Here is a 23,542-nt window from a genome sequence, read left to right as displayed (position 1 = left end):
GAGTGACGGAGCCGGCACATCGGGCGGCCCCGCCGGAACAAGGGGTGAGGACGAGAGGAACACATGGTCCCCGTGACCTCCACGGCTCGTAACATCGCCATCACCGCCGAGAGCCTCCAGGAGGACCTGACCCGGCTGGAGGTCCAGAAGCAGGCTCTGGAGCGGGAACTGGCCGCGGTCACCGCTCACCTCGGCTCCGTACAGCGAGCCCTCAGCGCCCTTCAGGCCCTCATGCCGGAGGCCGTTTCCGTCGGTGCGCCGTCGTCGGTGGAGCCCACCCCCGCGCCACGTGTGACACCTGTGGACGACACGACAGAGAGTGCCGACGAGACCACGGCGTCGCCCGGTCACACCGACAGCGGCGACGACGCCGACCACGCGAAGACGTACGGCAAACTCACCGAACAGATCCTGGAGTACTTCGCGCAAGCCGGTGACGTCGACGTCCGTGCCCGCGATGTCGCCTCCGCGCTGGGCCGTGACACCGACAGCGGCAGCATCAACGCGGTACGGAGCACCCTCGACCGTCTGGTCGGCTCCTCCCGCGTCCGCCGTGCCGGCCGCGGTCTCTACCGCGCGGCCAAGTCCTGAAGCCCACGCCGGGCAGCAGGTGTTCTCGGCGAGACACCCGCCGCCCGGCAGCGACATGGACGGCCTATCCGGCGGCTACGTCCGTGGGCTCCTCGCTTCGGCGTGGGGCGCCGCGGGAGACGAAAGCCTCCCTCGGGTGCTGGACCGCGACGAGAGAGACGATGTCGCGGCCGTAGCAGACGGCGGTGGCCCACACGGCGAACACACGGACTTTGCGCTCCCAACTCGGCACGGCCAGAACGTGGTAGCCCCGGTGCATCAGCCAGGCCGGGAAACCCTTGATGACCAGGCGTCGGTACTGGAAGATGCCACGGCCCAGCCCCAGGGTGGCCACCACCCCCAGGCTGTGGTGCACATAGTCCTTGGCCGGACGGCCGCGCAGTGACGCCAGGATGTTCTTGGCCAGGAGCTTGCCCTGGCGGACGGCGTGCTGGGCGTTCGGCACCGTGCGGGCGTCCGGTCGTCCGGCCGCGAGATCGGGCACCGAGGCGTCGTCGCCGGCCGCCCAGACGTCCGCCACGACCTCCGTGTCCGTGCCGACCCGGAGATCCGCGCGCACCGTCAGCAGGCCACGTTCGTCGACGGGAAGGTCGGTGTGGTTGTGCACGATCGGGTTGGAGGCGTTGCCGGCCGCCCATACCAGCAGCCCCGACTCGTACTCCTCTCCGTCCGACAGCACGACGCGCCCGTTCGCCGCGGAGACGAGCTGGGTGTTCAGGTGCACGCGCGCACCCCGCTTCTCCAGCGAACGCACCACCCACTCACCGGGCCGGTCGGTGACCTCGGGCAGGATCCGCCCCCGCGCCTCGACCAGATGGAAGGCCGGCTCGTCCGCGCCGATCTCCGGATAGTGCTTGAGCAGCGCGCCGGCCAGGCCCAGCAACTCGCCGAAGCCCTCCACTCCGGAGAAGCCGCCGCCCACGACCGTGACGGTGAGCAGCTTGCGGCGTTCGGGTCCGTGCGGCAGGGTCGCCGCGCGGTCGAACGAGGTGAGCAGCCGGTCGCGGATCGCCACGGCCTCCTCTACATGCTTCAGCCCGTACGCCTGGTCGCTCAGCCCGGGGATCGGGAAGGTGCGGGTGACGGCTCCCGCCGTCACCACGAGCAGGTCGTAATGGAGGTCGAAGTCGGGCCCGGTCTCCGGCCGAATCGTGACCGTGTGCGCACTGTTGCGGATCTCCGTCACCGATCCTGTGATCAGACGGGTGCGGCGCAGATGCCGCCGGAGCGAGACCGCGGCATGACGGGCCTCCACCGATCCGGCGACCACCTCGGGCAGGAACGGCTGGTACGTCATGTACGGACGAGGGTCGACCACGGTGACGCGAGCCTCACCGCGCCGCAGCTTCTTCTCCAGGCCCCACGCGGTGTAGAAACCCGCGTAGCCGCCACCCACGATCAAGATCTCACGCACGGTGTCCTCTGTTCCTCTCGGTTTCACCCCTCTAGACCGGTCGGCACCACTTGATGTGACACGGCGTGCGCGCTCCAGTGCCGCTCCAGGATCTCGGCGACCTCCGCGGGCCGTTGGAGGACCGGCCAGTGATTGCAGTCCAGCTCGATCACCTCGGATCCGTGCAGGGAGGCGCCGAGCCTGCGCCCGAACTCGATCTGACAGGCGGGGTCGAGCGCTCCCCAGAAGACCAGGCAGGCCGCCGACACCGCGGACAGCCCCGGCTCCCACTCCGCCCCCATGGTGACCGCCGACCGGTACAGCCTGAGGATCGCGTCCTTCATCGGGCCGTCCACGCGGCCTGCCATCTCCCTGGCCAGGTCGACGGGTACGTCGAAGCCGGCCGCCAGGTCGTCGGCGAAGGGCTCCGTGCGCAGTTCGGCCATGAAGCGGTCGCCCTCGACCTGGTCCTGCCAGACCTTGGCCAACGGGTGCCAGAGGTATCCGGCGTTGACCGGCCCGTTGCCTCCCGCCCAGGTGCGGACCAGATCAGGACGCAGGCCGGCGACGCGGAGAGTGAGAATGCATCCCCAGTCGTGACCGACCAGGTCCACCGGCTCACCGACCTGCTCAAGGCGGTCGATCAGCCACTCCACGTACTCCTCCTTCGTGCAGCCGAAACCGGCCGGGCGCGCGGCGCCGAACCCGGGCAGGTCCCAGGCCTCCACGTCGGTCCTGGTCAGGTGCCGGCGCACACCGTCCCATACATGGTGAGTGTCGGGTACGCCGTGGATCAGGATCGCAGGCATGAGTGAATTCCTTCATGAGTGGACGACGCCTCGTGAATGAGAGCGACACCGCATCTTGTCACACTGTTTTTCACACTGTCTGAACAAACGGGGGGCTGATGTCCAGGCTCGTGGCGGACTGTGCGCCAGCCGCGAGCCGATGTCACACCCTGCGTGCGTGTCCGGTCTGCACTGCCGAGGGCACTGCCATCCGATCACGGTGGTGGCGACGTGGTGCCGGATGAGAGGAAGGACGCCACATGGGCCAGGCCGGTGACACGGTACCGATCGCGGAGCTGCTCGACGAGCGACGGCATCTGCTCAGCGTCGCCCACTGGATGTTGGGCACCGGCCCCGAGGCCGAGGACACGGTCACCGAAACCTACCGGCGCTGGTACAGCCTGACCGACGCCCAGCGAACAGGGATCACCGAGCCGCGCACCTGGCTCACCAGGGCCACGGGCACCATCTGCCTGGCACACCTGTCACAGCCCGGCCGCCGGCCCGTGCACGCCGACGAGAGCGGCAGCGGCAGCACCGGACTCAATCGGGCCCTGCCGGTGGACATCAGCGGCGTCCTGCTCGATGCCCTGGACACCCTGCCCCCGGTCGAACGGGCGGCGTTCGTCCTCAACGATGTCTTCGCCATGCCCCCGCAGACGGTCGCCGACATCGTGGGACAGACACCACGGGAATGCGCCGAACTCGCCGACCGCGCCCGCCGCAGCCTGCGCGACAGCCGCGCACACCCCACCACACCGCGACAGCACGACAGGATCGTCCGCGCCGTCCAGCAGGCCTGTGCCACGACCGACGCCGCGCACCTGGCGGCCCTGCTGGCGCCCGACGCCACCGCGTTCTTCGACGGCGGCGGCAAAGTACGCGCCCTGACCCGACCCGTCCACGGCAGCCAGCACGTCGCCCGCACCCTTCTGACCCTGCTCACCCCCCGCCCCCGCACCACGCTGCACCTCCGCTCCGCCAACGGCCGCACCGCGATCGTCGTCGGCCACAACGACCAGGTCGCCGCCGTGATCAGCTTCGACGTCACCGACCACCACGTCACCCACGTCTGGGCCGTCCTCAACCCCGACAAACTCCGGGGCTGGAACCGACTCCGCACTCCTCCGGGCGAGCGTGGAACACCGTCCGAGGACGGCCCACACGCGCGGTAGCGTCCGGGGGCCGTCCGCCGAGGCATCGCGCGCCCGTCCGTGCCGACAGAACACTGTGATCAGCCTACCTCACGCTGTCATGTCACGAAGTCGACGCATCTCATAACAGTGTGATCACCTGTTGTGCTTCTTCTTGAAGTGGACCCACCTCTGACGGATCATCGGAAGACGTGAAGCACTCGCATCAACCTCTGTCACCCGGTACCCACACGATCACTGTCCCTCATGGAACCGCCGACGTGGAACAGCGTTACCACGTCGCCGGATCGGGCCCGGTATGCGTCGCCCATTCGGGCGGACCGGGTATCGGCTGGGACTACCTGCGCATGCCGGACCTCGAACGCTCGCTGACCATGGTCTACATCGAACCGGTGGGCACGGGCGATTCCGGTCGGCTCCCCGATCCGCACGACTACACGGTGGCCACGTACGCACGTTTCCTGCACGGTGTGGTGGAACATCTGGGGTTGCCGAAGGTCACTCTGCTCGGCCACTCCCATGGTGGGTTCGTCGCCCAGCAGTACGCCCTCGACCACCCCGGACGACTCGCCGCACTGCTCCTCTACGACACGTCGCCGGTCACCGACGAACAGTTCTGGTCGGCGGCGGTCGCCGCCATGGAGCAGTTCGTGAAGGACCATGTCGACGGCCATCCGGAGGTGGCCGGTTACGTCGACGCCCTCACCACCCCGCTCGACCGGCTGGACGACGAGGGCACCACTGCCGTGCTGCGGACGATGATGCCGGCCTATCTCTTCGACTACTGGGGCAGGGAGGAGGAGTTCGCGCCCGCCCGTCGGTCGCTCCGGATGTACGCGGCTCCCAACCGGGGGCAGGGCCCTCCGTTCGATGTCCGCGAGCTGCTGCCCGGCATCACCGTCCCGACACTCGTCCTCACCGGCCGGCAGGACTTCATCTGCGGGCCGCGCTGGGCCCGCCTCCTGCACGAGAGCCTGCCTGTTGCCGAGTTGTCGATCCTGGAGCACACCGGACACCTCGCACACATCGAACGGCCCGGACAGTTCAGCGCCTCGGTCCTCACGTTCCTCCGCGCCCACTCCGTCCTCGGGGGGCTCGGCTGATCCCGGGGCCCGTCCCTCGCACAACGTGAGAACAGTGGTCGAGGCCACGAGCGCGCTGCCGGCGGCCAGTCACCGACAGCGCTGAGCCGCGATCGGTTCGGCAGGCCCAGGTCGGTGGTCAGGCCACCTCTTCGGCCGGTACGCGTGCGAAGGCCTCCCAGCGGTCGAGTTCGGCCAGGCGGGAGCGGAGGGAGGCGCGGATGCCCTCGACCGCGTCGGCGCCGACGGCCAGGCGCAACGGCGGCTCCTCCATCGCCGTGACCGCCATGATCGCGTCCGCGACGGTTTCGGGGTCACCGAACGCCTCGGGCGGCAGGGCGGCGAAGTCCGTGAGGAACTTCCCCACGGACGGGACGTAGACCTCACTCGGGGCGACGACGTGGAGGCTGGCGGCGAACTCGGTCGCGAAGGTGCCCGGTTCGATGAGGGTGACCTTGGCACCCGTGGGGGCGAGTTCATGGGCGAGGGCCTCGCTGAACAGCTCCACAGCCCCCTTGGACGCCGCGTACAGGCCCGCCGAGGGCCAGGCGAACTGACCGAGGAGTGAGGACAGTTGTACGATCCTGCCGCGGGCGGCCCGCAGCGCCGGGAGGGTGGCGCGCAGGACGGCGAGGTTGGCCAGCACGTTGGTGTCGAAGATCGCCCGGGCCTCGGCTGCCCCGATCTGCTCGACCGAGCCGAACAACCCGTAGCCCGCGTTGTTCACCAGGACATCGAGCCCTCCCGCGGATCGTACGGCGGTGGCGAGCGCCTCCTCCGCTTCGGGCGAGGTGATGTCCAGGGGCACCGTGGTGACCTGTCCCGGCGTGGCCCGGTCGGCCAGTTCGGCGAGTCGGTCGCCGCGCCGGCCGACGGCGATCACATGGGCACCTGCGGTCAGCGCGCGTTCGGCGACCAGACGGCCGAAGCCCGAGGTCGCGCCGGTGATGAGCCAAGTGGAAGACATGTCGAGAACTCCCGGGGAGGGTGAGCCGTACGCCCTGCGCGCGGCGATCAGAGTGAGGAGGAAGCACCTGGGTGGTGTCTCCGCTCTCCAGGCAACACCCGGGAGAGGTGCACGACGGCCCCCTGGCCGGCCCGCCGCTTCCTGGGTTCAGGAGGGCCACCTTCGCCACGGCGGCACGGGCCCTCGCGCGCGACCATGGACCCATGGACCGGAACGAAGGGCTCGGCGACTTCCTGCGCGCGCGGCGGGCGGCGATGGATCCACGAGGGCTCGGCATCCACGACCCCACGCCGCGCCGGGTCCCCGGGCTGCGCAGGGAGGAACTGGCGGCGCTGGCGGGCGTCAGCGTGGACTACTACACGCGGCTGGAACAGGGCAGGCCCATCACCCCCTCGGAAGCCGTTCTCGACGCCTTGGCGAACGCTCTTCGGCTGGACCCGGCGGAACGCGGCTATCTGCACACGGTGGCCCGTCAGCCGGCCACGGGCCGCCGTCGCGCGTCCCGTGCCGTGCAGAAGGTGCGCCCCGGCGTGCACGCGCTGCTCGCCCGTCTCGGGGACACCCCGGCCTTCGTGCTGGGGCGCCGCACCAACGTCCTGGCAGCGAACCGTATGGCCCGCGCGCTGCTCGCCGACTTCGACGCGATGCCCGCCCGGGACCGCAACGTCACCCGCTGGATGGTGCTCGACGAGGCCGCCCGGTCGCTCTTCGGAGACGGTTGGGAACGGGTCGCCTCGGAGTTCGTGGGCGCCCTGCGCATGGACGCGGCCCGCAACCCCGACGATGCCGCCACCGCCGAGCTCGTGGGCGAACTGTCCATGAAGAGCGAGCGTTTCCGGCGCTGGTGGGCCGGACAGAAGGTCGTCGTCCACAGCTACGGCACGAAGGTCCTTCACCATCCGATCGTCGGCGACCTCACCCTCCACACCGAGACACTGACCTTTCCGGGCGACCCCGACCAGATCCTCTACACCTTCCTCGCCGCCCCCGGATCCCCGTCCGAGGAGGCCCTGGCGGTGCTGTCCACCTGGGCCGCCCAGCACGCCCGCCCCAGCGGCCCGAAACCGGCTCGGGTCCGGCACCGCTGAGCCCCAGGAGGATCAATCCGTGTCGTCGGTCTCTGCCGTGAGCCACAGTTCGAAGCAGTTACGACGGGCCAGTTGCATCACTCCGATCGCGGCGCGGCCTGCGACGCCCGCGCGGGGACCGAAGACCTCGGTGAGGAGGTCGGTGGCACCGGAAGCGACCTGGTGGACGTCCTCGAAGTCGGCGGTGCACACGACGAAGCAGAGGGCGCGGACCATGGAGGTGACCCTGTCGAGGGAGCCCAGGGCGAGCCGGATGCCTCCGAGAGCGTTGATCGCGGCGGCACGGGCGGCCTCCTGGCCCTGGCTGAGCGTGAGATCGTCGCCCAGCCGGCCGGGGTGCAGGATGGTGCCGGCCCGGTCTTCCGGGGTGTACCCGCTGAGGAAGAGCAGGCGGCCGCTGCGGTGGAAGGCCTTGACGGTGCCGTAGCGGCCCCCGTACGGGGGATCACGGTAGTCGGGAATCTCCAGGCCGAGACGGGCGGCGCGCGTCTCCGCGCTCTCGACGGTGCTCACGGGCGGTCCAGCAGGCGTCGCGGGGTGGTGACGAGGATGCGGTGGACGGCCTCGGAACCGACCCGGCGTTCCAGAGCGGGTGCGATGCGGCGGAAGAGGTGCTCGTAGCCGAAGCCTCCGTTGTGCAGGAGGTGGGACTGCGTCCACACGTCGCAGCCGATCACGAGCTGGTCGGTGTGTCCTTCCGACAGCAGCCACTCGGCCATGTCGAGGCGTTCGTGGTCGGCGGGCGAGCGCAGGTCGGGGCTGCCGTAGAAGAAGTCGGTGCCGAAGGTGTCGTACTCCAGGACGGCTCCGGTCTGGGCGGCGTCCCGGTGGTAGGAGCGGTCGAGGACCTCGTCCATGTGGCTGAGCACGATGCGGTCGGCCCGCATGCCCTGCGCCAGCAGCAGTTCGGCCAGGGTCAGCGCGTCCTGGCCGCGGAAGGAGACGTGCACGTTGACGGTGCACCCGCTGATGGCGGCCGCCTGTCCCGCGGCCGCCACCACGCGCCGTTCCGCCGCGGTGGGCGGGTGGCCGGTGCCCAGTTCGCCGATCAGGGCCGGTCTGATGCCGGTGTCGTCGATGCCGCCGCTCAGCTCGGCGAGCAGCCGTTCGGTGAGGGTGTCGACCGAGGCGGTCCGGATTTCCTGCGGGTGGGTGGCCTCGACGTACCAGCCGGTGCCGACGCAGATGGTGACGCCGGTACGGCGGGACATCTCGGGCAGTCGCGCCAGGCGGCGGCCCATGCCGTCCAGGGTCAGTTCTACGACGGCGGCTCCGCCGGCGGCGCGCAGCGCGGTCAGCTCGGCCGTCGCGACCTCGGGGTCGTGCAGGACGAGGTTGTCGGGCACGGACAGGGCGTTCCAGCGCAGCCGGGCCATGTCGTGCGGGCGGATGGGGCCGGGCAGGGGGGCCTCGTCCGGTGGTGCGGGCCGCGCCCACAGTCTGAGGTCGCTCAGGAGGTGCTCGTGCATGGAGGTCGGGCCGAGTGTGCCGGCGTCGACCGGGCCCAGCACCGTGTGAATGGGCATGCGTGTCCTCGGGGAAGGGGGGTGCGGACGGTTCAGCCGGTCGTGGGGGGCCGGTCCAGGAGGCGGCGGGGGCCGTCCACGAGCATGGTGTCCAGCAGGTGCCGGGGCACGCCGCGGTCGCGGAGGGCCGGGACGATCCGGCGCAGGAGGTGGTCGTAGCCCATCCCGCCCCAGCGGCGCAGCTGGGTCTTGGTCCACACCGAGCAGCCGAGGACCATGCGGTCGGCGAAGCCTTCGGCGAGGAACTCCTGTGCGACATCGAGGCGTTCGGCGTCCGTGGGGTCCTTGTAGCCGTCGCGGTAGTAGGCCTCGTTGCCGAAGCACCATTCCGTGGTGGTACCGGCGGCCGCGAGTTCACGCAGGTAGGGCTTGTCCATGTACTCGTCGACGTTGGAGAAGACGATGCGCTCGGCCGACAGCCCGGCTGTCGTCAGCAGTTCCAGTACGTCGAGGCCGAGGCGTGCGCCCGGGTCGAGCCGGACGGCGACCGCTGCGCCGCAGCGCGCTGCGGCGCGGGCGGCGGCGCGTAGGACGCGGCGTTCGGCGGGGTCGAGGGGTGCGCTGGTGCCGAGGAGGCCGAGGAGGCCGGCGCGGTAGTCGACGCCGGGTATGTGGTCGGTCAGTGCCTCGTGGAACAGTTTCTCCAGGGCCTGTTCGTCCAGGGCGCGCAGCCATTCGGGATGGGAGCGGGCCAGGTAGGCGCCGTAGCCCGTCACGATGTGCAGTCCGGATGCCCGGGAGAGCGCGGGGAGTTCACGGTGGCGGGGGCCCAGTCCGAAGGTGGTGAGGTCCACCGCGCAGGACTGGCCCAGCGCACGTGCGGGCGCGAGTTCCACGGCGGTGGCCACGGGATCGTCCAGGACGAGGTTGTCCTCTAGGGCCAGCAGGTTCCAGTGCAGGAAGCCGAGGTTCTCGATGCCGACCCGGGTGTCGTCGGGCAGTGGTTCGCGTGGGGGCCGGTGCAGGACGCGGGCGTCGGACAGGAGGTGCTCGTGCATGGAGGTCGGACCGAGGAGGGAGGCGTCGACGGGGCCCAGGACGGTCTCGATCACGGTTGCCTCCCGGTGTGCCGGAGCTCGCTCATACGGTGCGGCCGGCGAGGTGGGTGCGGTCGGCCCGCTCGACCTCGGGGTTGGGCACGGCGGTGTCCAGCCAGCGCAGTACCTCGTGCTGTTCGACGAGGGCGTCCCGCTGGAGGTAGTGGATGGCGCGCAGCGCCGCGTCATGGGCCTGCCTGCTGGAGCCGCCGACGCAGTCGGTGACCACCCGCACCCGGTAGTCGTGCTGGTGGGCGTCGACGGCGGTGTAGTGGACGCAGACGTCGGTGAGTCCGCCGATGAGGAAGAGGGTCTCGGCGCGGTAGGCCTTGAGCACGATCTCGAGCTCGGTGCCGAAGAACGCGGAGTAGCGGCGCTTGCGGATCAGGAACTCGTCGGGGCGTGGCCGCAGGCCCTGGGACAGTTCCGTCTCCGGCCAGCCCTCGATGCAGTGCGGTCCCTCGGAGCCGTCGAGTTCGCGTCCGATGTCGACGAGGTTGGGCTTGTGGACCTCCTGGATCCAGACGACCGGGATGCCCTGTTCGCGGGTGCGGCGGATCAGTTCGTGCACCCTGGGCATCCGCTCGGCGCGTCCGTCCATGTGGGGGATCTCGGTGCGGGCGGCGGAGGGTTCGACGTCGCCGCCCTGGATGTCGACGACGATCAGGACGGTGTTGCCGACTGTGTTCATGCGGGTGGTTCCTCTCTCGGTTCGGGGTGTGACGGGCCTCAGGTGAGGGCCAGGCGGCGGTCGGCGAGGACCTGGAGGACGTCGACGACGGTGTTGAGGACGACGTAGACCACGCCGAGGAGCAGCGCGACCCCGGTGATGCCCGGGAGGTCGGCGGCGGCGACGGAGGCGTCCAGGTAGGAGCCGACTCCGGGCCAGTCGAAGATCTTCTCGACCACGACGAGTCCGGCGAGCAGGGCGCCTGCCTGGATGCCGACCATGGACAGGGTGGGCCCCAGGGAGTTGCGGACGGCGTGCCGCAGCAGGACCGCGCGTTCGGTGAGACCGGCCGCGCGGGCGGTGCGGGCGTGGTCGGCCGCCAGGTTGGCGGTGAGCCCGTCGACCAGGACGCGGCCGATGGCGACGGCGGGCGAGATCGCGGCGCACAGGGCCGGCAGTGCGAGGTGGGTGACGGCGTCGCCGAACACCTCGGGCCGTCCGGCCAGGAGGCTGTCGACGAGCAGGAACCCGGTCGGGCCGGTCGGCGCGTCCCGGAAGGAGGTGCGTCCGCCGGCCGGCAGCCAGCCCAGCCGGCCGTAGAAGACGAGGACGGCGACCATGCCGAGCAGGAAGGTGGGGGCGGCGGCGCCCGAGAACAGCACGGCGCGCAGGATCCCGGCGCCGCGCGCGCCGATCGCCGAGACGTAGGCGAAGGCGGCGCCGAGGAGCACGGCCAGGAACAGGACGCAGCCGGCGAGTTCGAGGCTGGCGGGCAGTACGGCGGCGAGGTCGGCGGCGACGGGTGTGCGGGTGCGCAGCGAGTTCTGCAGGTCGCCGTGGAGCAGGCCGGACAGGTAGTGCAGATAGCGGGGCACGAGGGGCTGGTCCAGGCCGAGGCGGGCACGGGCCGCGTCGAGCGCGGCCTGGGAGGCGTTGGCGCCGGCGTAGGCCTTGGCGGGGTCCGTGCCGGACACCTGCTGAAGGGTGAACAGGGCCACGGTCAGGGCGAGCAGCACGCCGAGCATCGCCGCGACGCGGCGCAGCGCGTAGGTCACGGGGTGGGTCCTTTCCGGTGCGGGGGCGGGTTCACCTGCGGCGCAGCAGATCGCGTACGGCGTCGCCCGCGTAGTTGGCGACCAGGGCGAGCAGCATCACCGCGACGCCCGGCACGATCGGCACCCACCAGGAGGTCAGCAGGTACGGCATGCCCTGGGCCGCCATGGCGCCCAGTTCCGGTGCGGGGGCCGGGGAGCTGAGGCCGACGAAGGACAGCGCGGAGAGGGCGACGACCAGCGAGCCGACGTCCAGGCTGGCGGCCACGACGAGGGTGGAGCGGACGCCGGGCAGCAGGTGGCGGACGACGCGCCGGCCCCAGGGAACGCCGGCCAGCCGGGCCGCCTCCAGGTGCGGGCGGGCCGCCCAGGCGCGGATCTCGCCGCGGACGAGACGGGCGTACATCGGCCACCACACGACCGCGATCCCGATGAGCGCGCTGTGGTAGCTCGCCCCGAGGGAGGCGGCGACGGCCATCGCGATGACGAGGCCCGGCAGGGCCAGGAACAGGTCGGTCACCCGCATGAGCGCCGAGTCCGCCCAGCCGGGCAGGGCTCCGGCGAGGACCCCGACGAAGCCGCCGGCGAGCACCCCGGAGGCGATCACGACGGCCGCGGCGAACAGGCTGGCCCGCATCCCGTACAGCACGCGGGCCAGCAGGTCGTAGCCGAGGGCGTCGGTGCCCAGCAGGTGGCCGGGGCTGCCCGGGGACAGGAACGCCTCGCCGCTGCGCAGGACGGGACTGTGCGGGCTGACCAGCGGGGCGAGCAGGGCCAGCGCGACGAGCACCGCGAGCGCCCCCAGGGCGAGTCGGTCTCCCGCCGCGGGACGGAGACGGCCCGCTGCCGGGGTGGCGGTGGTGCCCTGCCTGCCGCCGGTCAGGAATCCGAGGGCGGTCATCGGGGACCTCCGGTCGTCGTACGCCGCGGGTGGCGGGGTCGGGGTACGGCATCGAGGGGACTGTCGGCGCGGTGTCCGGGGGCGGCGCACCGCGTCCTGGCGGGCCCCGGGCTGACCGTGGTCATCCGGGATCGCTCCTCTTCGTCAGCCGCCGACGCGGTCGGGGTACGGCGTCCAGGAGGGCGCGGGTGCAGTGCTCGGCGGGCTCGGTACACACGCGCTCGGTGGGGCCCGCCTCGACGATGCGGCCCGCCTGCATCACGGCGATCCGGTCGGCGACGAGGCGGGCCGCCGCCAGGTCGTGGGTGACGAACAGGACGGACATGCCCAACTCCCTTCGGAGCCGGCCGAGGAGGTCGAGCACGGTGGCGGCGAGCGTCACGTCCAGGGCGGACGTCGGCTCGTCGCAGAGCAGGACGCGTGGCGGCACGACGACCGCGCGGGCGATGGCCGCGCGCTGCCGCTGGCCGCCGGAGAGCTGGTCGCCCCGGGCACCCGCGATGTCGGCGGGCAGGCCCACGGTGGCGAGCACGTCCGTCACCGCCGCCCGGCGCCGGGCGCGGTCCAGGCCGGAGGCGGTCAGGGCCAGGCGTTCCTCCAGCATGTCGCCGACGGTGAGCCAGGGGGTGAGGGAGGAACCGGCGTCCTGGAAGACCATCTGGGGGGTGCCGCCGGCCACCGACACCTCGCCTGAGGTGGCGTGTTCGAGTCCGGCGACGATCCGCAGCAGGGTGGACTTGCCGCAGCCGCTCTCCCCCACGAGGGCCACCGCCTCGCCCTGTGCGATGTCGAGGTCGACGCCGCGCAGGGCGTGCAGCTCGCGGCGGGCCCAGGGGGGTCCGGAGCGGTACACCCGGGTGGTGCCGCGCAGTCGTACGGCGAGTTCGTCGCCGATGACCGGCTCGGGCCAGCGTGCGGGCAGATCGCGGTCGGCCGCCGGGGCGCGGCCCGAGGTCAGGACGCCGTCCGCGTCCACGGCCCGGCCGTGCCCGCCGCCCGCCAGTTCGACGATGGTGGGCACGGCCATGTCCTCCTGCTCCGCGGGCGTGGTGGTGCGTCGGGTCAGTGGGCGGTCCCGGGGGGTGTCCAGCGTGATCCGGGAGGCGAGCAGGCCCTGCGTGTAGGGGTGCCGGGGATCGTTGAGCACCTGTTCGGTGGTGCCGTGCTCGACGAGGAGTCCCCGGCGCATCACGGTGATCCGGTCGCTGATCTGCGCGGCCACGCCCAGGTCGTGGGTGACGAACACCATGGCGCAGCCGATCTCGTCACGCAGCGACCGGAGCAGGTCGAGGATCTGCGCCTGGACGGTGACGTCGAGTGCCGTGGTGGGTTCGTCGGCGATGAGCAGGGACGGGGTGCGGGCGATGGCCAGCGCGATCATCACGCGCTGCCGCAGACCGCCGGAGAGCTGGTGCGGGAACGCCTTGAGCCGCTGTTCGGGGTCGGGTATGCCGACGGCCGTCAGCAGGCGGGTCCGTTCGGCCCGGTCGCGTTGGACCTCACCCAGTTGGGCGCCGACGGTCATGGTGGGGTCCAGCGAGGTCATCGGGTCCTGGAAGACGGCGCCGACGTGCCCGCGGCGGACCCGGCGGCGGGTCTCGTCGTCGGCGGTGAGCATGTCGGTGCCGTTCAGCAGGACCGAACCGTGGGCGTGGGGCCGTGACCGGCGCGGGAGCAGTCCCATCGCGGCGAGACCCAGCACACTCTTGCCCGAGCCGGACTCCCCCACCATGGCGACGATCTCGCCGGGTCGCACGTCCAGGCTGACGCCGCGGACGGCGTGTACGTCCTGGCCGGCGCGGGTGAGGTGCACATGCAGGTCGCGGACAGAGAGTACCGGGGAGGGCCCGAGGGTCCTCGCCTCGGCCGCCACCATGTCACCCGCGGTCCTGACCGAGGTGCTGTTCGCCGCGTTGTCCGTCGCGTTGTCCGTCGCCATGTCAGGAGCTTCCGAGGGCGGCGAAGTGCAGGACGTTGTACTCCAGCAGGTTCTGGGCCTTGCGGGTGCCGGTGATGCCGGGGACGGTGAGCAGGGTGGTGTTGAGGGAGCCGATGGAGAACCAGTAGCGGGAGTCGATGACCGAGCGGGCCACGGCCGTGTAGGCGGAGGTGCCGGTGGTGGTCAGGGCCTTGTCGAGATCGGCGGTCAGGCCGTCGACCTGGGCGCCGTAGAGGTCCAGGCCGCCCTTGGGGGTGTAGATGATGCGGGCCCAGGAGTCGGGGTGGCCCGCGTCCGGGAAGACGCCGAAGACCGCGAGGTCGGGGGCGGCGTCGAGGTCGTCGGTGAGTTTGTAGATGGAGCCCGCGGCGTAGGCGACGGCTTCGGCCTTGAGGCCGGCGCTGTTCATCCGGGAGGCGAGTTCCTCGGCGACCGCCTTGCCGTCGGCGCTGCTCGCCGCGTACCCGACGCGGACCGTGCGGCCCTTGGCGGGTGCGGTGCGGGCGAGGGCGGCCAGGGCGGTGTTGTCGTAGGTGATGCCCTGGTCGTCGGCGGAGGAGTCGAGCATGCCCTTCGGGAAGAGCTGGCCGGTGGGTTCCTCCAGGCTGCCCATGGCGGCGGACAGGATGCTCTTGGTGTCGATGCCCGAGAAGAGCCGCTCCCGCTGCGCCGCGGTTCTGAATGCCTTGGACTTCGGGTTCACGTAGATCATCTGGGTGGTCATGTTGGGGAACGTGCTGGTCGTGACGGCTTTGCTGCCGGTGTACGACTCGAAGGCGGGCTTGTTGAGGTTGCCGAGGATGGCGTCGATCTGCCCGCGTTCCAGCTCCAGTTGGGCGGCGGAGGCGTTCTGTGAGATCTCCAGGTCCACGGTGTCGAAGGTGGGCTTGGCTCCCCAGTAGTCCTTGTAGGCGGTCAGTTCGTAGCTGGTGCCGGTCCTGGCCGAGGTCAGTTCGTAGGGGCCGGTGCCCGCGTCATGGGTGGTGAGATAGGTCTGGGCATGGTCCTTGCCCGCGTGCTTCTTGAGGGTCGCGGGGCTGATGAGCTTCAGGCCGAAGGGCGAGGCGAGGTAGTCGAGGAAGGCGGAGTCGGGGGTCTTCAGGGTCAGGACGGCGGTGTGCTGGTCGGGGGTGGTGACCTTGGTGACGTCGGCGGTCATGTAGGCGGGGCCGCCGTTGACGGCCGCGCGGCGCTGGACGGCCGCGGCGACCGCGTCCGAGGTGAGCGGGGTGCCGTCGTGGAAGGTGACGCCGTCGCGCAGGACGAAGGTGTAGGTGAGGCCGTCCTCCGAGACCTTCCAGGAGGAGGCGAGGGAGGGGACGATCTCGGCCGTGTCGCTGCCGTCCTGGTACTTCACGAGGCCTTCGTAGGCGTTCTGGATGATGTTCAGACCGGGGCCGTCGTAGTTCACGTCGGGGTCCGGCGGGGTGGAGTAGGTCTGCACGACGGCCGCGGTGAAGACGTCCGTTCCGGCGGCGCTCCCGGTCGCGGCGGCCGAGCAGCCGGTGAGCGTGAGAACCGTGGCGGCGGCGAGGCCGGCCCGGGCGGTGCGGCCGCGCGATGCGGTGGCGAGGTCTCGGCCCGCCGGAGCGGCGGTCATGGCGCTGGTTCGCATCAGGACCCTCTCGGTGAGGAGATCCGGCGGACGGGCCGCACGGAGGGATCGGGGATTCCTGTCAGTGACCGAAACCTAGGGCGGAGTTGACCGGAAAGGGTTTCCCGGGGGTTGCCCGGCATTGCCGGACGGTAAATTCTGTCGCTGATAGAAATCCCGCCGGGTGGTTGGTAGCGTGACGGGCCCCGGCGTCGAACCGCCGTGCCGTTCGGGCACCTTCGCGGCCGGGCCCGTAGGACCGTGGAGAGGACCCAGGTGCCGCAGGACGCACAGCAGACCGCTCCCGCGCTGCTGCTCAGGAACGCGACCGTGATCGACGGCGCGGTGAACCAGCCGGTGCCCGCGCTGGACGTGCTCGTGGAACACGGACGTATCCAGGCGGTGGCCCCCACCGGCACGCTGCCGCTGCCCGCGACGGCCGGGCCCGAGCGGCTGCGGGTCCTGGAATGCACCGGACTCACCGTGCTGCCCGGGTTCTTCGACTGCCACGTGCATGTGAGCACCCGCCCGGACGCCGACCGGTTCGACACGCTCATGGCTCCCGAGAGCCTGCTGACACTGCGCTCCGTGCCCGTGCTGGCCTCGACGCTGGACGCCGGCATCACCACCGCCCGGGATCTCGCGGGCGCGGACTCCGGCTTCCGCAGCGCGGTCGAGGCCGGACACGTGCGTGGCCCGGCGCTCCAGATCGCGCTGCGCATCCTCAGCATCACCGGCGGGCACGGCGACTGGCGGACCGTCGGCGGAACCCCGCTCGACTCCGGCCCCGGCGCGGGCGTGGTGGCCGACTCGCCCGCCGGGTTCGTACGGGCCACCCGCGAGGTGGTGCGGGAGGGCGCCGACTGGATCAAGGTGGCGGCGACCGGAGGCATGTCGAGCCCGCGCAGCGCACCGGAGGCAGGCGGGCTGACGGAGGCCGAACTGCGCGCGGTGGTGCAGGAGGCGGAACGCCAGGGCGTCGTCGGTGTCGCCGCGCATGCCCAGGGAACCGCGGGCATCGCGGCCGCGGTCCGCGCCGGTGTGCGCAGCATCGAGCACGGTTACCTGGTCGACGGTCCGACCCTGCAGGAGATGGGCGAGCGCGGCACCTATCTGGTGCCCACCCTGTCCGCGCTGACCCGGCCCGCACCGGAGCACGGACCGCCGCACGAGGTGGAGCGCCGTCACCGGATGCGCGAAACGGCGCTGGAGCGGCTCTCGGCCGCGCTCACCAGCGGCGTCCCCGTGGCCCTGGGCACGGACGCGGGCATCGCCCCGCACGGGCGGAACCTGCGTGAACTGGCCCTGATGGTACGGCTGGGCCTCTCCCCCGCCGCCGCCATCGCCGCGGGCACCTCGGTCGCGGCCCGCATGTGCCGGCTGGACGACGAGGTCGGCACGGTCCGTGCCGGGATGCGGGCCGACCTCGTCGTCACCGGCGTGGACCCGCTCACCGACATCGCGGCGCTGGGCGATCCCGACGCGATCCGCACCGTCGTCCGGGGCGGGCGGATCGTCCGGCACACGGACGTGCCGTCGGACGCCGGACGGGAGAGGGCGGCATGACACACGACACCCCGCATCCGGACACCGGGACCGTCCGGCGGCAGGCACGTGAGGGCAAGCCGGGCAGGCCACGCTCCGAACCGAAGCAGCACAACGGGCTGAGCACCCGCGAGGAGATCCTCAGAGCCGCCTCGCAGTTGTTCGGCGAGCAGGGGTACGCCAAGACGACGACCCGCCAGATCGCCGAGAGCGTCGGGATCAAGCAGTCCACGATGTACTACCACTTCGCCGACAAGCGGGCGATCCTCGCCTCGCTGCTCTCCAGCACCGTCACCCCGGCGCTGGAGTGCGCGGAGTGGCTGCGCGAACAGGATCTCGAACCCGCCGTGCGACTCTGCGCGCTGATGGCCTTCGACCTTGAGACACTCCTGAGCGACCGGCACAACCTGCACGTCGTCTACCACCTGCCGGAGCTGGAGGAGGACGACTTCGCCTCCACGCGGTCCGCGCAGACCGCCCTGCGGGATGTCTACCGGGACTTCGGCCACGCGGCTCTCGCCTCGCTCCACCCCGAGCAGGTGGCGGCCGAACTGGCCGAGGACCTGGACCTCCTGTTCGCCCTGGTCGAGGCGTCGGTGTCCCAGCGTCACTGGGGCGGCGAGGAGAACCGGGCCCAGTACGCCCGGTCCGCCCTGCGCGGTTCACTGCGCCTGCTCGGCGTCGCCGGTCCCGCGATCCCCGACGTCGTGGCCCGCGCCGAGGAAGCCCTGGCCGGCTACCGGGCCGCGGGAGACAGGCGCCCGGCTGCGCGCCGGTCACGCGGCACCGGTTGAGATCCTGCCGGTCAGGTCCCTGCCAGCCGTTCGGTCAACTCCGGCCAGACGACCGGGTCATGGCCCGGGACCAGCTCGTAGCCCTTCTCCTCCGCCAGGCACTTGAGGCGCCGGATCGGCTCCAGGGTCGCCTCCGGGGGCACACCGATCGAGGTGCCGGCGGGGCGTTCCTCGGTGATGTTCTCCGTCAGGTCGGCCGCGTCGCAGGTGAACACGTAACCGCCGCCTTCGGCAAGGTCCACCACGAAGCTCTGGTGGCCCGGGGTGTGTCCGGCGGTCAGTACGGCCGTGACTCCCGGTGCGAGCTCCCGGTCGCCGTCGGCGAGCCGCCAGTCGATGCGCGGATCGTCGAAGTCCACCCGGAAGATCGTCTGGCGCTCCACCTCGGGCCGGCCCGACAGCCCGTACTCCAGCTCGGCCCGCTGGATGTGCACGGGCACCCGGTCGGCGAAGTGCTTCAGCCCGCCGGCGTGGTCGGCGTGCAGATGGCTGACGGCGACGGCCGTGATGTCCTCCAGAGCGACACCGACAGCGGCCAGCGCCTCCGGCAGGGGCTCGCCAGGACCGGGGAGTTCCGGCTGGTAGGAGGGCGACGGGTAGTAGCGCCGCCGCAGCGCGGGGTCGCGCAGCAGGGCCGTGTTGAAGCCGGTGTCCAGCAGCAGCCATCCGTCGTCGGTCTCCAGCAGGATCCCCGCCACCGGCTCCCGCACACGTTCCGTGTATGGCGCGCCGTGCACCGACACCGATCTTGGCAGGTCCTCCCAGCCGAGGAGAAGGGGCAGGACACGCCGTACACCGCGTCGGGTCATGATGCTCCGTCGGTCGTCGGGTGGCCCCGCGGGGCCGGGGCTCAGAGGTCCAGCTCGATGACAGGTGAGGCGGCGCGGCTGACGCAGATCATCATCGTCGTGGCGGTCGCGCGCTCCTGCGGCCCGATCACCGAGTCGCGGTGGTCCGGGGTACCGGCCAGGACGGATGTCTCGCAGCTGCCGCAGTAGCCCTCCTCGCAGGAGTAGGGCACATCCGGTACCCGGTCGCGTACGGCCTCCAGCAGCGATCGGTCCGCCGGGACCGCGAGCCGCAGCCCCGACCGGCGGAGCACGACCTCGAACCGCCCGTCGGCCGCCCCGTCCTCGCCGTCCCCGGCGGCCGGGCCGAACCGTTCGACGTGCAGCGGGCGCGGTGGTACGGCGGTGCGGCACAGGTCGGTCACCGCGTCCAGCATCGCCGCGGGACCGCACGCGTACACGGCGTGTCCGGGCGGGGTGGCGGCGAGTTCGGCGGCCAGGTCGGGCAGGCCCGCCTCGTCCTGGGCCACCAGGCGGACCCGGTCGCCGCCGAGCGCGGTCAGCTCCTCGGCGTAGGCGAGGCGGGAGCGGTCCCGGGCACCCAGGACGAGACGCCACGGCAGCCCACCGGCGGCCAGCGCTCTGGCCATGGGCAGCAGGGGGGTGACGCCGATGCCGCCGGCCAGCAGCAGGTAGCCGGGGGCGGGAACCAGGGGGAACCGGTTGGCCGGGCCTTGGACGGTCAGTTCCCGGCCGACCAGTGCCGTGGTGTGGATCTCCCGGGATCCGCCCCGGCCGGCCGGCGCGAGATGCACGGCGACCGTCCAGGTGGCGCGTTCCGTCGGGTCCCCGCACAGCGAGTAGGAGCGGCGCAGACCGGACGGCAGGGTCAGCTCCACATGGGCACCGGGCTCCCACGGCGGCAGCGGCAGGCCGTCCCGCCGGACCAGCCGCAGCTCGACGACGTCCTCGGCGATCCAGCGGCACTGGCGGACCAGGAGCCGTGGGGGCGCGGGCGGAGGCAGGTCAGAAGACACGGAAGTACTCCCGTTGTTCCCAGTCGGTGACCTCCTGGTCGAAGCGGGCCAGCTCGGCCCGCTTGACGCTCGTGTAGTAGGCCACGAAGTCCTTGCCCAGACGGTCCCCGAGGGCCTCGTCGGCCTCCAGTGCGTCGAGGGCCTGGCCGAGGGAACGCGGCAGCGGCTCCGCCCGCGTCGCGTACGGCTCGTCGGCCGCCGGACCCGGGTCCAGGCCGCGCGCCACCCCGTCGAGACCGGCCGCGAGCTGGGAGGCGAGGTAGAGGTAGGGGTTGGCGGCCGGTTCGCCGATGCGGTTCTCCAGCCGGGTGGACGACGGGCCGTCGCCGAGGACCCGGACCATCGCGCCCCGGTTGTCGCGCCCCCACACCGCGCGGTCGGGCGCCAGCGACAGCGACCGGAACCGCTTGAAGCCGTTGAGGGTGGGCGTCGAGAACGCGCTGGTGGCCCGGGCGTGGCGCAGCAGCCCGCCCAGGAACGCGGTCCCGTACGGCGACAGCCCCGGCCCGCCGACGGTGGCACCGGCCTCGGCCTCGCTACCGGCACCTGTACCGGGCTCCGGGGCGAAGATGCCCACCCCGTCGCGCAGCACGCTCTGGTGCAGGTGCCAGCCGCTGGAGAACACCCCGGGCAGATGGGGGCGGCACATGAAGGTCGCGTGGTGGCCGTGCCGGGCGGCGACCTGCTTGACGGCGCCGCGCAGCAGCACCATCGCGTCCGCCGTGCCCAGTCCGTCGGCGGGCCGCAGGGTCAGCTCGACCTGGCTCGGCCCGAACTCGACCTCCAGGGTGCGCAGCGGCAGACCCAGCTCTTCGAGCGTGCCGCGCAACACGTCGAGCATCGGGTCGAGTTCGTCGTAGCGCAGCTCGCTCAGGTACTGGTAGCCGTGGTTGAGCATGCCCACCTCGGGCGCCGCGCCCGGCTGGCCGAGGTCGGCCGGGCCGAGGCGCGGGTCGTCGAGGCGGAACAGGTGGAACTCCACCTCCAGGCCGGTGCGGTAGGTGAGACCGCCGGTCTGCTCCAGGACCGAGCGCAGCAGGCCGCGCGTGCACAACGGGACCGGGGCGCCGGAGGTGAACCGCAGGTCGCACAGCAGCCAGCCGGTGCCCGGGGACCACGGCAGCATCCGGAAGGTGAGCGGGTCGGGCACCATCACCATGTCGGCGGCGCCCCGCAGTTCGGGCAGTCCGAGCGGGGTCTCCTTGGTGAACAGCGGGAACACGGTACGGCCCGAGGTGTCCTTGGCCAGCAGCGAGGAGGCGATGCCGGTGCCCTCGCGCAGCACGGCGGGCACCTCGGAGGCGGTGACGGTCTTCCCGCGCAGCAGCCCGTGCTGGTCGGCGAAGACGAGCCGTACCACCTTCAGCCCGCCGCCCTCGGCACGGTCGCGGATCTCCTCGGCGGCGGCCGACTGCGCGGCCGTCCACCCCGCGTGACGTTCGACGAAGTCCACGCCGCTCAGCCGTCCGTTCCGGCCGGCCGGGCCCAGCCGCTCTCCGCCCGCTGTTTCGCGGTCACGGCCGCCCAGTGCTCCGCCCACCCCTCGCTGGGGCCGATGCCGTCGAGCGTGACGGGACCGCGCACTTCGGCCGCGCGGTCGGCGGGCAGCACCAGCGGCGGATCCTCGCCGCGTCCGACGGCCGATATCGCCTCGCCCAGCATCCGCCGGTACATGACGATCGCCTTGTCGGAGCGGCCCAGGTGTTCACGGGTGCGGTCCTGGATCGCGCCCTGGCCCTCGACCGCCCACTGGTCGTGCACGTTGATGTCGGTGCCGAGGCCGGTGTACGTGGTGGTGAGCTGTTCGGCGGGGTCGTAGCCGTAGCCGTTGGAACGGCCGAAGCGCGGGCGGTAGTCGGGCAGGGTGACGGCGTCCACGCGCTGGCGGCGCATCTCCGCCCGGTCGACCGGACCGCCGACGCTGGTGAACTGGGCGTACCAGTAGCAGGAGGTGTCGTCGATCGGCACGTGCCACTGGGTGATGGCCGTCTCGGCGTCGAGCGGGATGTGGAACCCGTGCGGGAAGACCTGGTGGGTGACGCGGACATGGGTGCGGCTGCCGTCCATCTGGCGGCCCTCGGTGTCGGTGCCGTCGAGCGTCCGCAGTGCCGTGATCCGGATGCCGTAGGGGGTGCGGACGGCGTCGATGTCGGGGCGGCCGTACTCGCGCAGGATCTTCGTCATCGGCAGGTCGGTGCCCTGCGAGGCGGCCCGGAACTGCTTGCCGTAGCCCTCCGAGGGGTCCTCGTCCTGGAAGAAGCGGTGCAGGTAGGAGGCGTGCGCGGGGTCGATGCCGACCTCCAGGGCCTGGAGCCAGTTGCACTCCAGCAGGCCCTTCCAGGCGAACGTGTGCCCGGCGGGGGCCTCGAAGCAGTCCAGCGCGGGCAGTTCGGGCGGCTCGCCGGGGCCGAGGTAGCCCCAGATCACCCCGTTGACCTCGCGGACCGGATAACTGCCCAGCCGGACCCGGGCGGTGAGGTTGCCGCCGACGGGCTCGGCCGGGGTGTCCAGGCAGGCGCCGTCCCGGCCGAAGAGCCAGCCGTGGAAGCAGCAGCGCAGTCCGCCGTCCTCCAGCCGGCCGAGCGCCAGATCGGCTCCCCGGTGCGGACAGCCGCGGTCCACCAGGCCGAGTTCACCGTCCCCGTCCCGGAACAGGACCAGGTCCTGCCCCAGCACCTTCGGGGCCACCAAGGGCCGCACGCCGCCGAGTTCCTCGCTCAGGGCGACGGGCTGCCAGTAGCGGCGCATCCAGTCCCCGGCGGGCGTGCCCGGACCGGTCCTGGTGAGCCGCACGTTCTCTTCCTCGCGCATCTGACGCCTTTCTGTCCCGGTCACGCAGACCGTAACGAAGGAAGGATCCATGAAGCCATGGATTGGATCCAATATTTACGTCGGTGTAACCGCCGACGAGCAGGCACCCGACCATGACCATGTCCACGACCGCCATCAGCAGGCCGGCCCCGCCCCGCCCGGTGCCCGCCATCAGCGCCGCCAACGGCAGCACGGCGAGGTGCGCCACCAGGAACGGCCCCGGGCGGGCCGACGCGGGCAGGCACAGCAGGAGTCCCGCCGCCAACCAGGTGAACGACCGCGCGGCCTCGGCTCCCGGGCCGTCCAGCAGGTGCAGTGGGGGCAGGTGCCAGGCGTACGCCGACACCGTCCACACGACCGCCCCCAGGGACGCCCCCCGGTACCGCCGCCGCGCCACCGGCCCGGTCGAGCGGACCGCGTGGACGAGCAGCGCGGGGCCGAGGACCGCCAGCAGTTCGAAGCGGATCATCCCCCACAGATGGGGGTCGACGGTGGTCGGGGCCCACGTCAGCGCGAGCGGTACCCCCAGCGCGCAGGCGGCGGCCGCCGCCGCGAGCATCGAACGCCCGGTGAGTCGCCGCGCCTCGGGCGCCAGCGCGACCCGCAGCGCGGGCCAGGCGAACACCAGCGTGCAGGCCAGGGCCGCGCCCAGCAGTCCGAGGGCGACCGCTCCCTGCGAGGCATGTGCCGCGTGACCGCCGGCATCGATGTGGTGGCCATGGCTGCCGCCCGTCAGTGCGGTGCCGCCGGTCACCGCCGCCACCGCACGCCGCCGCTGCACGGCC

At 72.0% G+C, this 23,542-nt stretch carries 22 protein-coding genes; 6 read left to right on the top strand and 16 right to left on the bottom strand.

Going from position 1 to position 23,542, the window contains the following annotated elements; translation table 11 throughout:
* Positions 1 to 63: 63 nt before the first annotated feature.
* Positions 64 to 591: a hypothetical protein gene (locus tag ACIPSJ_RS25110; protein ID WP_401349045.1), complete on the top strand. Its 528-nt coding sequence runs from the start codon at positions 64 to 66 to the stop codon at positions 589 to 591.
* Positions 592 to 655: 64 nt separating this feature from the next.
* Here ACIPSJ_RS25110 and ACIPSJ_RS25105 read toward each other — a convergent pair whose 3' ends face one another.
* On the bottom strand, positions 656 to 2,005 hold the full coding sequence (locus ACIPSJ_RS25105; protein WP_401349042.1) for an NAD(P)/FAD-dependent oxidoreductase: 1,350 nt from the start codon (positions 2,003 to 2,005) through the stop codon (positions 656 to 658).
* Positions 2,006 to 2,028: 23 nt separating this feature from the next.
* Entirely contained in the window at positions 2,029 to 2,793 is a 765-nt protein-coding gene (locus tag ACIPSJ_RS25100) for an alpha/beta fold hydrolase (RefSeq protein WP_401349040.1), read from the bottom strand.
* Between the two features lie 239 nt (positions 2,794 to 3,032).
* On the opposite strand from ACIPSJ_RS25100, the gene ACIPSJ_RS25095 reads away from it, so the two are divergent.
* The gene (locus ACIPSJ_RS25095; protein ID WP_401349038.1) at positions 3,033 to 3,947 is read left to right on the top strand and encodes a sigma factor-like helix-turn-helix DNA-binding protein; all 915 of its coding nucleotides are present in this window, start codon (positions 3,033 to 3,035) and stop codon (positions 3,945 to 3,947) included.
* A gap of 239 nt (positions 3,948 to 4,186) precedes the next feature.
* Positions 4,187 to 5,029, top strand: coding sequence for an alpha/beta fold hydrolase (locus ACIPSJ_RS25090; RefSeq protein WP_401349035.1), 843 nt, complete (start codon positions 4,187 to 4,189; stop codon positions 5,027 to 5,029).
* Between the two features lie 118 nt (positions 5,030 to 5,147).
* On the opposite strand, the gene ACIPSJ_RS25085 is transcribed toward ACIPSJ_RS25090, so the two are convergent.
* Complete coding sequence (locus ACIPSJ_RS25085; RefSeq protein WP_401349032.1) at positions 5,148 to 5,975, bottom strand: SDR family NAD(P)-dependent oxidoreductase; 828 nt, start codon at positions 5,973 to 5,975, stop codon at positions 5,148 to 5,150.
* Between the two features lie 203 nt (positions 5,976 to 6,178).
* Between ACIPSJ_RS25085 and ACIPSJ_RS25080 the strand changes: the two genes are divergently transcribed.
* Complete coding sequence (locus ACIPSJ_RS25080) at positions 6,179 to 7,063, top strand: helix-turn-helix transcriptional regulator (protein ID WP_401349029.1); 885 nt, start codon at positions 6,179 to 6,181, stop codon at positions 7,061 to 7,063.
* Between the two features lie 12 nt (positions 7,064 to 7,075).
* Here ACIPSJ_RS25080 and ACIPSJ_RS25075 read toward each other — a convergent pair whose 3' ends face one another.
* From ACIPSJ_RS25075 to ACIPSJ_RS25040, 8 genes are all read right to left on the bottom strand, one after another.
* Complete coding sequence (locus ACIPSJ_RS25075) at positions 7,076 to 7,576, bottom strand: RidA family protein (RefSeq protein WP_359221356.1); 501 nt, start codon at positions 7,574 to 7,576, stop codon at positions 7,076 to 7,078.
* Positions 7,573 to 8,589 (bottom strand): phosphotriesterase, encoded by a 1,017-nt coding sequence (locus ACIPSJ_RS25070; protein ID WP_401349027.1) that lies wholly within the window; start codon positions 8,587 to 8,589, stop codon positions 7,573 to 7,575. Before ACIPSJ_RS25070 ends, ACIPSJ_RS25075 begins: the two co-directional genes overlap by 4 nt.
* A 32-nt stretch (positions 8,590 to 8,621) precedes the next feature.
* On the bottom strand, positions 8,622 to 9,641 hold the full coding sequence (locus ACIPSJ_RS25065) for a hypothetical protein (RefSeq protein WP_401349025.1): 1,020 nt from the start codon (positions 9,639 to 9,641) through the stop codon (positions 8,622 to 8,624).
* 28 nt (positions 9,642 to 9,669) lie between these two features.
* Complete coding sequence (locus ACIPSJ_RS25060) at positions 9,670 to 10,317, bottom strand: cysteine hydrolase family protein (protein WP_401349022.1); 648 nt, start codon at positions 10,315 to 10,317, stop codon at positions 9,670 to 9,672.
* A 38-nt stretch (positions 10,318 to 10,355) separates the two neighbouring features.
* Positions 10,356 to 11,351, bottom strand: coding sequence for an ABC transporter permease (locus tag ACIPSJ_RS25055; protein ID WP_359221362.1), 996 nt, complete (start codon positions 11,349 to 11,351; stop codon positions 10,356 to 10,358).
* A 31-nt stretch (positions 11,352 to 11,382) separates the two neighbouring features.
* Positions 11,383 to 12,249: an ABC transporter permease gene (locus tag ACIPSJ_RS25050; protein ID WP_401349019.1), complete on the bottom strand. Its 867-nt coding sequence runs from the start codon at positions 12,247 to 12,249 to the stop codon at positions 11,383 to 11,385.
* A 121-nt stretch (positions 12,250 to 12,370) separates the two neighbouring features.
* On the bottom strand, positions 12,371 to 14,188 hold the full coding sequence (locus ACIPSJ_RS25045) for an ATP-binding cassette domain-containing protein (RefSeq protein WP_401349016.1): 1,818 nt from the start codon (positions 14,186 to 14,188) through the stop codon (positions 12,371 to 12,373).
* A gap of 1 nt (position 14,189) precedes the next feature.
* Positions 14,190 to 15,803 (bottom strand): ABC transporter substrate-binding protein, encoded by a 1,614-nt coding sequence (locus ACIPSJ_RS25040; protein WP_401349015.1) that lies wholly within the window; start codon positions 15,801 to 15,803, stop codon positions 14,190 to 14,192.
* 240 nt (positions 15,804 to 16,043) lie between these two features.
* Here ACIPSJ_RS25040 and ACIPSJ_RS25035 point away from each other — a divergent pair, with 240 nt between their 5' ends.
* Together ACIPSJ_RS25035 and ACIPSJ_RS25030 are read left to right on the top strand one after the other, a co-directional pair.
* Positions 16,044 to 17,348, top strand: coding sequence for an amidohydrolase family protein (locus ACIPSJ_RS25035; RefSeq protein WP_401349012.1), 1,305 nt, complete (start codon positions 16,044 to 16,046; stop codon positions 17,346 to 17,348).
* On the top strand, positions 17,345 to 18,121 hold the full coding sequence (locus tag ACIPSJ_RS25030; RefSeq protein WP_401349010.1) for a TetR/AcrR family transcriptional regulator: 777 nt from the start codon (positions 17,345 to 17,347) through the stop codon (positions 18,119 to 18,121). The genes ACIPSJ_RS25035 and ACIPSJ_RS25030 overlap by 4 nt, the downstream gene beginning before the upstream one ends.
* A gap of 11 nt (positions 18,122 to 18,132) precedes the next feature.
* Here ACIPSJ_RS25030 and ACIPSJ_RS25025 read toward each other — a convergent pair whose 3' ends face one another.
* From ACIPSJ_RS25025 to ACIPSJ_RS25005, 5 genes are read right to left on the bottom strand one after another with little or no spacing between them, the layout of a single operon-like run.
* Complete coding sequence (locus tag ACIPSJ_RS25025) at positions 18,133 to 18,930, bottom strand: N-acyl homoserine lactonase family protein (protein ID WP_401349008.1); 798 nt, start codon at positions 18,928 to 18,930, stop codon at positions 18,133 to 18,135.
* A gap of 41 nt (positions 18,931 to 18,971) precedes the next feature.
* A complete protein-coding gene (locus tag ACIPSJ_RS25020; RefSeq protein WP_401349007.1) occupies positions 18,972 to 19,946 on the bottom strand; it encodes a PDR/VanB family oxidoreductase in 975 nt (324 codons plus the stop codon).
* Positions 19,936 to 21,399, bottom strand: a complete 1,464-nt coding sequence (locus ACIPSJ_RS25015; protein WP_401349005.1) for a glutamine synthetase family protein — start codon at positions 21,397 to 21,399, stop codon at positions 19,936 to 19,938. The genes ACIPSJ_RS25020 and ACIPSJ_RS25015 overlap by 11 nt, the downstream gene beginning before the upstream one ends.
* 5 nt (positions 21,400 to 21,404) lie before the next feature.
* A complete protein-coding gene (locus ACIPSJ_RS25010; protein WP_401350087.1) occupies positions 21,405 to 22,694 on the bottom strand; it encodes a Rieske 2Fe-2S domain-containing protein in 1,290 nt (429 codons plus the stop codon).
* On the bottom strand, positions 22,579 to 23,538 hold the full coding sequence (locus ACIPSJ_RS25005) for a hypothetical protein (protein WP_401349002.1): 960 nt from the start codon (positions 23,536 to 23,538) through the stop codon (positions 22,579 to 22,581). The genes ACIPSJ_RS25010 and ACIPSJ_RS25005 overlap by 116 nt, the downstream gene beginning before the upstream one ends.
* Positions 23,539 to 23,542 lie beyond the last annotated feature (4 nt).

Origin of the sequence: Streptomyces sp. NPDC090088, assembly GCF_044747345.1 — a bacterium.
Taxonomy (GTDB): domain Bacteria; phylum Actinomycetota; class Actinomycetes; order Streptomycetales; family Streptomycetaceae; genus Streptomyces.
This window is presented reverse-complemented; position numbering and strand designations above follow the sequence as displayed.